This is a genomic window from Pimelobacter simplex, assembly GCF_900114845.1.
Lineage (GTDB): Bacteria > Actinomycetota > Actinomycetes > Propionibacteriales > Nocardioidaceae > Nocardioides > Nocardioides simplex.
The window spans coordinates 543,326-556,525 of the sequence record NZ_FOUK01000001.1; the positions used below are offsets into that span (position 1 = coordinate 543,326).

Annotated in this window: 12 protein-coding genes; 10 read left to right on the forward strand and 2 right to left on the reverse strand. The window is 72.9% G+C overall.

Annotated elements, in window-relative coordinates:
• Window positions 1–13: 13 nt before the first annotated feature.
• From BM223_RS02555 to BM223_RS02565, 3 genes are read left to right on the forward strand one after another with little or no spacing between them, the layout of a single operon-like run.
• Complete coding sequence (locus BM223_RS02555) at window positions 14–499, forward strand: nitroreductase family deazaflavin-dependent oxidoreductase (protein ID WP_038681891.1); 486 nt, start codon at window positions 14–16, stop codon at window positions 497–499.
• A 20-nt stretch (window positions 500–519) separates the two neighbouring features.
• Window positions 520–951, forward strand: a complete 432-nt coding sequence (locus BM223_RS02560; protein WP_038681889.1) for a nuclear transport factor 2 family protein — start codon at window positions 520–522, stop codon at window positions 949–951.
• Window positions 952–981: 30 nt separating this feature from the next.
• Window positions 982–1,593, forward strand: a complete 612-nt coding sequence (locus tag BM223_RS02565; protein WP_141267392.1) for a hypothetical protein — start codon at window positions 982–984, stop codon at window positions 1,591–1,593.
• Between the two features lie 69 nt (window positions 1,594–1,662).
• On the opposite strand, the gene BM223_RS02570 is transcribed toward BM223_RS02565, so the two are convergent.
• The gene (locus BM223_RS02570; protein ID WP_038681885.1) at window positions 1,663–2,514 is read right to left on the reverse strand and encodes an aldo/keto reductase; all 852 of its coding nucleotides are present in this window, start codon (window positions 2,512–2,514) and stop codon (window positions 1,663–1,665) included.
• A gap of 191 nt (window positions 2,515–2,705) precedes the next feature.
• Here BM223_RS02570 and dnaK point away from each other — a divergent pair, with 191 nt between their 5' ends.
• The 7 genes from dnaK (at window position 2,706) to BM223_RS29465 (ending at window position 11,532) form a co-directional block, all read left to right on the forward strand.
• On the forward strand, window positions 2,706–4,574 hold the full coding sequence (dnaK, locus tag BM223_RS02575) for a molecular chaperone DnaK (protein WP_038681883.1): 1,869 nt from the start codon (window positions 2,706–2,708) through the stop codon (window positions 4,572–4,574).
• Window positions 4,571–5,164 carry a nucleotide exchange factor GrpE gene (gene grpE / locus BM223_RS02580; RefSeq protein WP_038681881.1) on the forward strand — a complete coding sequence of 198 codons (594 nt, stop codon included), beginning with the start codon at window positions 4,571–4,573 and terminating at the stop codon, window positions 5,162–5,164. The genes dnaK and grpE overlap by 4 nt, the downstream gene beginning before the upstream one ends.
• Window positions 5,165–5,194: 30 nt before the next feature.
• Entirely contained in the window at window positions 5,195–6,379 is a 1,185-nt protein-coding gene (gene dnaJ / locus BM223_RS02585) for a molecular chaperone DnaJ (protein ID WP_038681879.1), read from the forward strand.
• Window positions 6,379–6,810: a heat shock protein transcriptional repressor HspR gene (locus BM223_RS02590; RefSeq protein ID WP_038681877.1), complete on the forward strand. Its 432-nt coding sequence runs from the start codon at window positions 6,379–6,381 to the stop codon at window positions 6,808–6,810. The genes dnaJ and BM223_RS02590 overlap by 1 nt, the downstream gene beginning before the upstream one ends.
• Window positions 6,811–6,864: 54 nt before the next feature.
• Window positions 6,865–9,111: a PQQ-binding-like beta-propeller repeat protein gene (locus tag BM223_RS02595; RefSeq protein WP_038681875.1), complete on the forward strand. Its 2,247-nt coding sequence runs from the start codon at window positions 6,865–6,867 to the stop codon at window positions 9,109–9,111.
• Window positions 9,112–9,238: 127 nt separating this feature from the next.
• Complete coding sequence (locus tag BM223_RS02600) at window positions 9,239–10,570, forward strand: DUF445 domain-containing protein (protein ID WP_235319059.1); 1,332 nt, start codon at window positions 9,239–9,241, stop codon at window positions 10,568–10,570.
• Complete coding sequence (locus BM223_RS29465) at window positions 10,567–11,532, forward strand: Abi-alpha family protein (protein WP_200887018.1); 966 nt, start codon at window positions 10,567–10,569, stop codon at window positions 11,530–11,532. The genes BM223_RS02600 and BM223_RS29465 overlap by 4 nt, the downstream gene beginning before the upstream one ends.
• A 4-nt stretch (window positions 11,533–11,536) precedes the next feature.
• Here BM223_RS29465 and BM223_RS02610 read toward each other — a convergent pair whose 3' ends face one another.
• Complete coding sequence (locus BM223_RS02610; RefSeq protein WP_038681874.1) at window positions 11,537–13,030, reverse strand: helix-turn-helix domain-containing protein; 1,494 nt, start codon at window positions 13,028–13,030, stop codon at window positions 11,537–11,539.
• Between the last annotated feature and the right edge of the window lie 170 nt (window positions 13,031–13,200).

Genomic DNA, 13,200 nt, shown 5'->3' on the forward strand with positions numbered 1-13,200 from the left:
CAGAGTGAGTCCCATGGCAGCGACCAAGCCGAAGCCCGACGGCCTCGACAAGCCCGTCGTCGCGAAGATCATCAAGTACGGCGCCAAGGCCAACGTGGCGATCTACCGGCTCACCAACGGCCGGATCGGCGCGAAGTGGCGGATCGGAGCGGGCTGGCGCAAGCCGGTCCCGGTGCTGCTGCTCGACCACGTCGGCCGCAAGAGCGGGACCCGGTTCACCACGCCGCTGCTCTACCTGGAGGACGGCGCGAACGTGGTGGTCGTCGGCTCCCAGGGCGGACTGCCGAAGAACCCGCAGTGGTTCCACAACCTCGTCGCGAACCCCGACACCACGGTCGCGCTGCCGGGCGAGCGCTCCCGCGCCGTCCGGGCCCGGGTCGCCGGGGCGGAGGAGCGGGCGGCGCTGTGGCCGCGGCTCGTCGACCTCTACGCCGACTTCGACAACTACCAGGCGTGGACCGACCGGGAGATCCCGGTCGTCGTCCTCGAGCCCCGCTGAATCCCGCTGAGGAGAACCCGATGGACCTGGACGAGCTGATCGACCGCGCCGAGATCACCGACGCGATCACCCGCTACACACTCGCCGTCGACGAGGGGGACTTCGACCGGCTCGACACCGTCTTCACCCCGGACGCGCACATCGACTACACCGAGAGCGGCGGCATCGTCGACGCCTACCCGGTGGTCAAGGCGTGGCTGTCCGAGGCGCTCCCCGGCTTCTCGAAGCACCGGCTGCACACGGTCGGGCAGGTCGCGTTCGACTTCGCGGAGGGGCGCGACGAGGCCGCCGTGACGGCGTACTTCCACAACCCGATGCGGATCTCGGACGGCGCGGGCGGCGAGCGCGTCGTCGAGGTGGGCGGCCTCTACCGGCACACGTTCGTGCGGACGGCGGACGGCTGGCGCTCGCGCCGGCTGCACGAGCAGGTCGTCTGGACGCGCGGTTTCTGATTTTTTCGGGCGCCCTGGACAATGGGCCGGGTGAGCGACCAGCAGGAGCCCCGCGCCGACCGTCCCGTCCTCAACGGACTGGTGGCGCTGGTCGCCGTCGCGGTCGGGGTCGGCCTGCTCGTCGGGCTCGTCGTCCTGGTGGGCACCAAGGTGCTGGGCATCGGCGGCTCCGACGGCGACACCGCCGCCGACACCCCGGTCCGCCAGTCGATGTACCTGCCGACGCCGGCCAAGACCGACGAGCCGAGCGGCCCGCTCATCACGCTCCACACCGAGGACCCGGACGAGACCGACACCGCCGGGTCCGGCAGCACCGACGAGCCGACCGACGACCCGACCACCGAGTCCACCGAGAGCGGGTCGCCCAAGGCCGGCGAGATCTCGCTCCAGGCCCAGCAGACCGACGTCGCCTCGGGTGAGCGGATCTACTTCAGCGGCGTCTACCCCGGCGGCGAGGGCGCGATCCTGCGCGTCCAGCGCTGGGAGAACGGCGGCTGGGCCGAGTTCCCCGCCAGTGTCGGCGTCACCAACGGGACCTTCTCGAGCTACGTCTTCACCGGCGTCGGGGGACTCAACCGGTTCCGGGTGATCGACAGCGACAGCGGCACCGTCAGCAACGAGATCCGCGTCAACGTCGGCTGAGCCGACCCGCGCACCTCGCACCCGCAACCGACGCACTTCGCACCCGCAACCCGCGCACTTCGCGGGGGGTCAGGCCTGCTCGGGGATCCAGTCGAAGGTGTCGGGGTGGGGGCCGGTGCGGCCCGCGTCGCCCTCGTCGAGGGCGGCGATGGCGGCCACCTGGTCCGGGGTGAGGGTGAAGTCGAAGATCGCGAGGTTCTCGGCCATCCGCTCGGGGCGCACGCTCTTGGGGAAGACGATGTCGCCGCGCTCGATGTGCCAGCGCAGGGTCACCTGGGACGGCGTGCGGCCGACCTCGTCGGCGATCCGGACGATGGTCGGGTCGTCGAGGACGCGGCCCTTGGCGATCGGGGACCAGGCCTCGACGAGGGCGCCGTGGCGCAGCGTGGCGGCGCGGGCGTGGTCGTTGGTGGTGTAGGGGTGCACCTCGATCTGGTTGACCACGGGGACGACGCCGGTCTCGGCGACGATCCGGTCGAGGTGGTCGGGCTGGAAGTTCGAGACGCCGACCGACCGGGCGCGGCCGTCGGCGGTGAGCTCGGCCATCGCCCGCCAGGTGGAGACGTAGTCGCCGTCGTAGCGCGTGGGGAGGGGCCAGTGGACCAGGAACAGGTCGACGTGGTCGAGGCCGAGCTTGGCGAGCGACTCGTCGAAGCTGCGCCGGACGTCGTCAGGGCGGTGGAAGCCGTTGTTGAGCTTGGTGGTCACGTAGACCTCGTCGCGGGGGAGTCCGGCCGCGGCCAGGGCGGCGCCGACGCCCTCCTCGTTGCCGTACATCTGGGCGGTGTCGAGGTGGCGGTAGCCGGCCTCGAGGGCCTGGGTGACCACCGCCGCGGTGTCGGCGGGCGGGACCTGGAAGACGCCGAAGCCGAGCTGGGGGATCGTGGTGCCGTCGTGGAGGGGCAGGCGAGGAATGCTCATGACGAGTGCAATCCCCGCGGGAGGGCGACGCATTCCGGGTGTTCGGAAATCGTCGACGATCCCGGGAACAACCCGGCGGTGACCCCCGTTGAGCCCTATGTCAGACTTGAGTGCATCCGGCTCAACTAACTTGAACCACGAGTTGGAGCCGAGCAGAACCACCCACCCCGCATCACGGAGGAGAGACACACATGGCACGAGCTGTCGGCATCGACCTCGGTACGACGAACAGCGTCGTCGCGGTCCTCGAGGGCGGCGAGCCCACGGTCATCGCCAACGCGGAGGGTGCCCGGACCACGCCGTCCGTCGTCGCCTTCGCGAAGAGCGGTGAGGTGCTCGTCGGCGAGGTCGCGAAGCGCCAGGCCGTCACCAACGTCGACCGCACCATCCGGTCGGTCAAGCGCCACATGGGCACCGACTGGACCCAGCACATCGGCGACCCGGTCGACAAGGACTTCACGCCGCAGCAGATCTCGGCGTTCATCCTGCAGAAGCTGAAGCGCGACGCGGAGGCCTACCTCGGCGAGACCGTCACCAACGCGGTCATCACCGTCCCGGCGTACTTCTCCGACGCCCAGCGCCAGGCCACCAAGGAGGCCGGCGAGATCGCGGGCCTCAAGGTCGACCGCATCGTCAACGAGCCCACCGCCGCGGCCCTCGCGTACGGCCTCGACAAGGGCGACGACCAGACGATCCTCGTCTACGACCTCGGTGGCGGCACGTTCGACGTGTCCCTGCTCGAGATCGGTGAGGGCGTCGTCGAGGTCAAGGCGACCAGCGGCGACAACCACCTCGGTGGCGACGACTGGGACAACGCGATCGTCGAGTGGATGGTCAAGAAGTTCAAGGACGCCAACGGCGTCGACCTGGCCGCGGACAAGATCGCCGCGCAGCGCCTCCAGGAGGCCGCCGAGAAGGCCAAGATCGAGCTGTCGTCGTCCAGCGACACGACGATCCACCTGCCCTACATCACCCACGGCGAGAACGGCCCGCTGCACTTCGAGGAGCGGCTCACCCGCTCCGAGTTCCAGCGGCTCACCGCGAGCCTGCTCGAGCGCACCAAGGCGCCCTTCCAGAACGTCCTCAAGGACGGCGGCGTGGCGCTCTCCGCGATCGACCACGTGGTCCTCGTCGGCGGCTCCACCCGGATGCCCGCCGTGACCGAGCTGGTCAAGGAGATGCTCGGCGGCAAGGAGCCCAACAAGGGCGTCAACCCGGACGAGGTCGTCGCCGTCGGCGCCGCCCTCCAGGCCGGCGTCCTGGCCGGTGAGGTCAAGGACGTGCTGCTCCTCGACGTCACCCCGCTCTCGCTCGGCATCGAGACCAAGGGCGGTGTCTTCACCACCCTGATCGAGCGCAACACCACGATCCCGACCAAGCGCTCCGAGATCTTCACGACCGCCGACGACAACCAGCCGTCGGTCGAGATCAAGGTCGCCCAGGGCGAGCGGGCCATCTGGTCGCAGAACCAGGGCCTCGGCAACTTCGAGCTGACCGGCCTCCCGCCGGCCCCGCGCGGCGTGCCGAAGATCGAGGTCACCTTCGACATCGACGCCAACGGCATCGTCCACGTCTCCGCCAAGGACCAGGCGTCCGGCCGCGAGCAGTCGATGACGATCTCCGGCGGCAGCGCGCTGTCCAAGGACGACATCGACCGCATGGTCAAGGAGGCCGAGCAGTACGCCGAGGAGGACGCCAAGCGTCGCGAGGCCGTCGAGGTCCGCAACCAGGGCGACCAGCTCGTCTACACGACCGAGAAGTTCCTGGCCGACAACGGCGACAAGATCCCGGACGACGTCAAGACCGAGGTCAGCGCCGACCTCGAGGCGCTCAAGACCGTCCTCGCCGACGCGGAGGCCGACGCCGACGCGCTGAGCGCGGCGATCACCAAGCTCGGTGAGTCCAGCCAGAAGATGGGCGCGGCCATGTACGCCGCGGCCGAGGCCGACACCGCCGCGGCGGGCGGCACCACCGGTGCCACCGGCGAGGCCGACGACGACGTCGTCGAGGCCGAGATCGTCGACGAGGACGTCGAGGGCACCGAGGGCGAGTCCAAGTGACCGAGGACAACCTCAACCCGGAGGAGGGGGAGCTGCAGGAGACGGCAGCTCCCTCGCCCGAGGGCCAGGAGCCCGCGGCGGCTGCGAACCCCGAGACACCCGAGGCACCCGAGGCGCCGGAGGCGCCCGAGGCCGAGGTGCCGGAGGCCGAGGCCGACGAGCTCACCGTCACCAAGATGGAGCTCGAGGAGCGCACGCTCGACCTGCAGCGCCTGCAGGCGGAGTTCCTCAACTACAAGCGCCGGGTCGACCGCGACCGCGAGCTGCTCCGCGAGAACGCGACCTACGCCGCGCTCACCCCGATCATCGACGTGCTCGACACGATCGACCGGGCCCGCGAGCACGAGCCGCTCGAGGGTGGCTTCAAGGCCACGGCCGAGCAGCTCGAGCGCGTGGTCGCCGGGCTGGGCCTGGTGAAGTTCGGTGAGGTCGGCGACGCCTTCGACCCGACCGTGCACGAGGCGCTCTCGCACATCGGCACCGACGCCGAGGTCGAGGTGACGACCTGCAAGGTCATCGCCAAGGCCGGCTACAAGATCGGCGACCGGGTCGTGCGGGCGGCCCAGGTGCTCGTGGTCGACCCCGCTTGATGACAGCAACGACGAGGAGGGAGGTGCGCGATGGGTGACGACGGCATCCGGTCCGACTGGGCCACCAAGGACTTCTACAAGGAGCTCGGGGTCGCCAAGACGGCGTCGCAGGACGAGATCAAGAAGGCCTACCGCAAGCTCGCGCGCGCCAACCACCCCGACTCGCACCCCGACGACACCGCCAAGCACGACAAGTTCAAGGCGGTTGCCGAGGCGTACGACGTGATCGGCGACGCCGACAAGCGCGCGAAGTACGACCAGGCGCGCGAGCTGTTCGGCCGGGGCGGCTACCCGGCCGGCGGCGGCTTCGGCGGGGGTGCGGGCTTCGGCGGTGGCGGCAACGTCAACGTCGAGGACCTCCTCCGCGACCGGGCCGGCGGCGGGGGTGGCTTCGGCGACCTGTTCGGCGACCTGTTCGGCGGCGGCTTCACGCAGAGCCGCCGTACCCAGCGGGCGACCCGGGGCGGCGACCTCGAGACGACCGCGACGATCGGCTTCACCGAGGCGCTCGAGGGCGTCACGGTGTCGCTGCGGATCAGCTCCGACAGCGCCTGCGCGACCTGCCACGGCACCGGCGGCAAGCCGGGCACCCAGCCGCACGTCTGCCCGACGTGCGACGGCAGCGGCTTCGTCACCGCGTCCGTGGGCGGCGCGTTCTCGATGAACGAGACCTGCCCCACCTGCGGTGGCCGACAGCTCGTGTACGACGACCCGTGCCCCACGTGCCACGGCACCGGGCGCGGCCAGTCGGCCCGCACCATCCAGGCCAAGATCCCCGCCGGGGTCAAGGACGGCCAACGGATCCGGCTGCGCGGCAAGGGCGCCCCGGGCGACCACGGTGGCCCGGCCGGCGACCTCTACGTCACCGTCAAGGTGACCGGTCACCGCGTGTTCGGGCGCAAGGGCGAGCACCTCACGATCGACGTCCCGGTCTCGTTCCCCGAGCTCGCGCTCGGTGCCGAGATCAAGGTGCCGACGCTCGGCGGTGCGCCGGTCACGCTCAAGGTCCCGGCCGGCACGCCCAACGGGCGGACCTTCCGGATCCGGGGCAAGGGCGCCGAGAAGCGCGACGGCACGAAGGGCGACCTGCTCGCCACCGTCGAGGTCCAGGTCCCGGGCAACCTCGGGCCCGAGGCCAAGCAGGCGCTCGAGGCCTATGCGGCCGCGACCGCCGACGCCCCGCTGCGCGCCGGCCTCTACGACGAGGCACGCTGATGAGCGCCGTCCGTCCGCCGCAGGGCCCTCCGGGTGAGGAGGAGGCCGTCTACGTGATCAGCGTGGCGGCCCAGCTCAGCGGCCTGCACCCGCAGACCCTGCGCACCTACGAACGCGTCGGGCTGATCACGCCCGGCCGCACGGGCGGCGGCGGACGGCGCTACTCCTACCGCGACATCGAGCGGCTGCGCGAGATCGCCGACCTGACGGCGTCCGGCATCGGCATCGAGGGGGTCCGCCGGATCCTCGACCTCGAGAACGCGGTCGTCGCGCTGCGCTCGCGCAATGCCGAGCTGGTCGCCGAGCTCGATGCCGCCCACGAGGCGCTGCGCCAGGCGCTCGCCGCCCGGCCGGTGCCGCGCAGCAACCTGCCGGCGCTGCCCGACACGCCCGTCGGCCAGTCCGTCGTCGTCTGGCGCCGGCACTCCTGAGCCGCCGGCCGCCCGCGCGGGTTTGGCGGTGAGCGGTGGGGCCAGGATGACCCCATGTCCCGCGTTCTCGGCGTGCCCGCGCTCCTGCTCGTGCTCGTCGCGGGCGTCCTCTCCGCGTGCGGCAGCGACCCGCGCGACGACGCCCCGGTGCTCGAGGTGGCCTGGACCGCCGAGCTGCCCGACGTCTGGGGCGACCAGAGCCGTCTCGACGTCGCGTCCGACGACCTGTGGATCGTCCGCGACCCCAGCCTCGACCGGCTGACCGCGGTCCGCCTGGACGACGGGTCGGTGGCCTGGCAGCTCCGGGTCGCCCAGGTCTGCGCGCTCTCCGAGGTCAACGCGGCCGGCCTGCTGGCGGTCCAGTCGGGGGCCCGCTGCGAGCGCGTCGGCGTCGTCGACACGGCGACGGGGGAGCAGACCTGGTCGGCGCCGCTGCGCGCGCCGCGGGCGGCGTACCTGACGGCCGAGGGGCTGAGCATCGGCGTCACCGACGCGACCGTCACCGTGGCGGGCAGCTGCGCGGTCGAGCGCTGGGCGGTCGCCGACGGCCGGTTCCTCGGGAGCCTCGTCGTCCCGGACGTGCCGGCCGACCGCGCTCGGTGGGCGTGCCGGGGCGAGGCGACGACCGGCCCGCTCGCGCTGGTGGCCGGGCCCACCGGCCTGCGCGCGTACGACGCCGACACGGGCGCCGAGCGCTGGACGCTCCCCGGCACCGACGCCGCGGTGGCCCGGGTCCACTCCGCCGAGCCGCTGCTCGTCGACCTCGACATCGACGGCGTCCGCGCGGTCCGCGAGCTCGACCCGGCCACGGGGGCGCCGGGGCCGGTGCTCGGCCGGACGCTGCCCACGATCGGGCGCGGAGCCGACGTCGCCGACCCGGTCGGCGACGGCGTGGTCGGCATCTACCACCGCGGGGCGGGACCCCTTCGGGGGACCTACGACTCGGTGGTGCGCGGCTGGGACGCCGAGAGCGGCGACGAGGACTGGGTGCGGGTCGCGGACGGCGACGACTACCTCGGCAGCGACGCCCGCGGGACCGACCTCGGGCGGTCGGTCGACCGCGACGGTGGCGGTGGCTACGGCTACTGGGTGCTGCGGCGCGAGCCGGGGCGCGACGACTTCCGCACGGTCGGCTGGATCGAGGACCTGGTGCTCGAGAGCGCCCGGGTCGGCGACCTGCTCATCACCAGCGGCGACTTCAGCGGGACGACGACCGCCTACCGGCTGCCCGGCAAGACGGTGGCCGTCGCCGCGCCCCGTTCGAAGGATCGCTCCCGGACGCCGGAGCCGGCCGACGGCGACCTGCGGCCCGGCCCGCAGGTCGACCCCTGCGCGGCGGTCGCGCCGTCCACGCTCGAGGCGCTGGGCTTCCGGCGCCGGGTCGAGCTGCCGCCCGCGCCCCTCGACTGCCGCTGGACCGAGGGCGACCGGGTGCTGTCGGTGCGGGTCTCGGTCGCCGTGCCGCGCGAGGGCCGGTCCGCCGTCGACGTCGCGAAGGAGGAGCTCGCCGGGCTGCGGGCCGCCCGCGACTACGCCGACGTCGACCTCGCCGACGAGGCGGGCGCGCTGAGCCCCCGGAAGATCGGCGTCGCGAGCAGGGAGTACCTGCCGGGCGTGACCACCGCCGAGGCGGCGCTCGTGCTCCGGTGGCGCAATGTCGTCGTCGAGGCGTCGTACGCCGAGCCGGTGCTCAGCCTCGGTGAGGACCAGAACCGGCTGCCCCGCGCCCTCTTCCGCGCCGAGCAGGGCCTGCGGACGGCGGCGCTCGAGGCGCTCGCCGGCACCGGGGCCGAGGACGTGCCCGGTGCCGACGACGACGGCGACGACCCGGGCGTGGCCGCGGACGGTGTGGTCACCCGCCTGCCCGACGTCTGCTCCGTGCTGCGCCGCCCGGTGGCTGCGCTGCTGCCCGGCGCCCGCGCCCGCGACCTGACCGCGCCCGGCGAGGACCGGCTGCGCGGCTGCCGCTGGGCCGTGCCGGGGAGCCGGCCCTTCGTCCAGGTCGTCGCCTCCGCGTCGGGGCCGGGCGCGCTCACCGGTGCGTCGGCGGTCGAGAGCGCGGAGGCGTCGTACGCCGCGAGCGTGGACGGTGCGCTGGCCGAGCCGGTGCGCGCGCCCGGGTGGGACGAGGCCGGTCTCGTCCAGGACCTCAGCGGCTTCCGGGCCGGCCAGCGGCTGACCGTCCGTGCGGGCAACGTGGTGCTCGTCGTCCAGGTCTACCTCGAGGACCGGGACGACCCGATCCCGCCGCGCACGAGCCGGCGGCTGGCCGAGCGGCTCACCACCGCCATCGGTCGCTGACCCTGATTCCTGCGACACCGTGACCTGAGATCCCTGTGCCGTCCGCCACGACACGCGTTAACCTCCACCCGACGGGACCGTCGCGAGCCATGGGGTGCGGCGGGGCCCGCCGGATGAGGGGGTGCGCGTGGACGCGGTGTTGAAGTGGCTCGAGGACTGGGTCCACCACGTCGACTGGTTCGCCTTCATCTCGATCCCGTTCTTCACCGGCATCATCGGCTGGCTGATCAACTGGTCCGGCCTGTGGATGCTGTTCAAGCCGATCAACTTCTGGGGCTTCCGGGTCCCGGGCCTCAAGGAGATCGCCAGCGTCCTGCCGCGCAAGCTGCAGGAGGTCCCGGGCTGGATGGACGGCGGCTTCGGCTGGCAGGGCATCGTCCCGGCGCGGGCCGCCAAGATGGGCAGCATCGCCGTCGACAAGGTGATCGCCAAGCTCGGCACACCGGCCGAGTTCTACTCCCAGCTCGAGCCCGACCAGATCGCCGAGCACATCGTCGCCGTCTTCCGGCCGGACCTGCCGGCCCTCGTCGACGAGGTCATGATGCGCGAGCACCCGCGGCTGTGGCGCGACCTGCCCCGGCCCGTGCGGCAGGCGGTCATCGACCGCGTGCAGGCGCAGCTGCCGGGCGTGGTCAAGACGATCACCGACGAGATCGGCGTCCACATCGACCAGCTGCTCGACCCGAAGATCATGGTCATCGACCACTTCCGGAACAACCCGGAGCTCGTGGTCAAGGTGTTCAAGGACGTCGGGCAGCGCGAGCTCAACCTGATGGTCGCCTTCGGCTTCATCTTCGGCTTCCTGCTCGGCGTCCCGGTCGCGATCGTCGACCAGACCTGGCACATCTGGTGGCTGCTGCCGCTGATGGGCGTCGTGGTCGGCTGGACCACCAACCTGCTCGGCATGTGGCTGATCTTCGAGCCGCCGGAGGCTCGCCGGATCCTCGGCATCAAGGTGCAGGGGCTCTTCCTGCGCCGCCAGGACGAGTGCGCCGACGTCTACGCGCGGATCATCGCCGACGACGTCATCACGCTCGAGCGGATCGGCGACTTCCTCATGGACGGGCCGCGCGGCGACCGCACCCGCCAGATGATCGCGACCGCGATGCGTCCCGCGATCGACAAGGCGGCCGGCCCCCTGCGCGGCGCGGTCAACGTCGCGATGGGCGGGCGCCGCTACGACAGCATCAAGGACTCCTTCGCGCTCGAGGCCGTCGGCCGCACCATCACGCCGTTCCGCGACGCGGAGTTCAGCCGCAAGCAGTCGGAGAAGATCCGGGTCCTCATCGCGCGCCGCACCAAGGAGCTGGCGCCGCGCGACTTCGTCGAGATGATGCGCTCGGCGATCAAGGAGGACGAGTGGATGCTCTACGCCCACGGCGCCATCATGGGAGCCGCCGGCGGGTTCATCCACCTCGGGATCTTCAATTGGGGCTGGATCCCCGGATTCCCACCATGAGCACCGGAAGGGCGGTCATGACCGACGACCTCGACAAGGACGGCCTGCCGCGGCTGCCCGCGCTGCCTCCGCTGCCCGCGCTCACCGGGCCCGCCGTGGCCGAGTCGCTGCCGGGACTGGCGCGCGTCGCCGGCTCGGCGGCGCTGCACACGGCCGGCTGGGGCGTCCGCACGACGACCCGCAACTGGCTGCGCGTCGGCAAGGCCGTCACCAACCGCGACGAGGCCGCCTCCCTCATCCGCGACGTCGGCTCGTACGTCGGCGCGCTCGGCGAGGTCGCCCGGCAGGTCTCCGGCGGGGTCCCCGTCGCGACCGCGCTGCTGCGGGCCGGCGAGTCCCTGGGCGGCAGCAGCAACGGCACCGCGCCCGAGCGCCGCGAGTTCACCTCCGCGCCCGTGGTCGACGGCCAGGTCGTCGGCTCCCGCCCGCAGACGCTGCGCGACCGCGGCAACGAGCTCCTCGCCCGCTCCCGCGACGTGTGGAGCCAGGACGACCGGCACCCCGCGTTCGACCGGATCCTCGACGAGCTCGCCCCCGACGAGGCGCGGATCCTCGTGATGCTGCTGCGCGACGGGCCGCAGCCGTCGGTCGACATCCGCACCGGCGGGCCGATCGGCATGGTCAACAGCCAGCTCATCGCGCCCGGGCTCAACATGCTGGGGCCGCGGGCCGGGCTGCGCTACCTCGACCAGGTGCCGTCGTACATCAACAACCTGTTCCGGCTGGGGCTGGTCTGGCTCTCGCGGGAGCCGGTGCGCGACCACCTGGAGTACCAGGTGCTCGAGGCGCAGCCCGACGTGCTGAGCGCGATGCACTCGGTGAAGTTCGCGAAGGTGGTGCGCCGCAGCATCCACCTGACGCCTTTCGGCGAGGAGTTCTGCAAGCTGGCGCTCGTCGACGAGGAGACCGCCAGCGGCGACCTGCCCGAGCACGAGGCGCCGCCCGAGATCGAGGGCAGCTAGCCGGCTAGCGCACGATCCGTCCGCCCGCCCGCTGCCACCAGCGCGCCCCCGCCCGGACGGCGGCCGGCAGCTGGCGCGCGGACGCGAGCGTCGCGAGCTCGGGCTGCTCGGACATCCCCGCCGCGAAGAGCGCGTCGCGGGCCACCGCGTCGTCCGCGGTGACGAGCGTGCGGAGCAGGTCGCCGGGCAGCGGCACGCCCGCGAACCCGCAGATCGTCAGCCCCGCACTGCGCAGCACCGGGTCGGGCGAGGCCAGCCACGGCGTCGGGTCGGCGCTCTCGAACGGGATCATCAGGTTCGCGAAGGCGTACGCCGCGCCGTGCCGCGTCGTCTCGTCCGGACCCTCCAGCGCCGATGTGCACAGCTGCTCGCGGACGGCGTCGGCGAACGGCGAGGCCGCCAGCAGGAAGGACGACGTCACCACGTGGGTGGCGCGGAAGTCGTAGAGCACCTCGAACAGCAGCCGCGCCAGCATCGTCTCGCCCGCGCTCGTGCCGGTCACCTGCCCGGCGAGCGCCGAGGCGTGGGCGAAGTGGCGGTTGCGGCGGCTGCGGTTCCAGGCGACGGCACGCCGCGGCTCGACCAGCTCCTCGGTGAGGAGCTCGCGCACCGCCGCGCGGAACTCGGGCGGGCAGCACGCCAGCGTCGCGCTGAGGATCGGCTGGCGCAGCGGGTCGCCGTACGCCGCGTCGCAGGCCGCCGCGAACACGGGGACCAGCGGCAACCAGTCGGAGCGGCGCAGCCCGCCGACGCTGCGCATGTTCTGGATGCCCAGGCAGCCGGCCCGCGCCACCTGCCACGACGGGTCGGACAGCAGCTCGCCGCACCACGTCACCAGCTCGGGCGTCGGCCGCTCGGTGACCGCGCTCAGCAGGTCGGCCGGCCGCTGCATCCCCTCGACGCCGACCGCCGTCCGGATGACCTCGGCGACCAGACCGTCGTACGCGCTGCACCGGAGCTTGGCGAGCGCCTCGTAGCGCAGCTGGTACGCCAGGCCCGCCGCCCGCCCGACCTCGTCGACCAGCTGGACCACGAGCGGCCGGACCGTCTCGGCGGGCAGCCCGAACGACGTCCGCGTGTGGTACTCGGCGAACCGCAGCCAGTCGTGCCCGCTCGGCGCCGGCACCTCGAGCGCCGCGCAGGCCGCACTGAACCCCGCGAGCGTCGGCTCCGGCGCGAACGGCTCGGCGTCGGCCGGCGCGTACGAGAACGTCCGCGCCAGCACGTCCACCGGCGTCCGCAGGTGCCCGTACGGGAGCCCCAGCGCCCGCTCGTACGCCGCGATCACCCGCCCGCTGCGCCGTCCCGCCGTCTCGACCCGGGACAGCGTCGCCGGCGAGAGCGCCGCCGCATCGCCCGCGCGCCGTCCCAGCTCGCGCAACGGGACGCCGGCCGCCGCGCGCGTCGTCCGCAGCAGCCAGCCGATGCGGGCGCCCACGTCGATCCGGGCACCCGCCAGGGGTGAGGGGTCGTCGATCTCGTCAGCGTGCCGAGCCACCTCGCCATCGTGGCAGGCCGGGGCGTGTTTCAGGAGGGGGTCGCGCCGAAACAATCGCGCCACCGGGGATCCCGTGTGGGACGGTCGGAGGCAGCGCAGTCGAGCGACCCACCGTGCGGCGTGGGGCCGCAAACTCCCGCCAGTGGGGGACCTGCGGGTGAGGTGGCCCG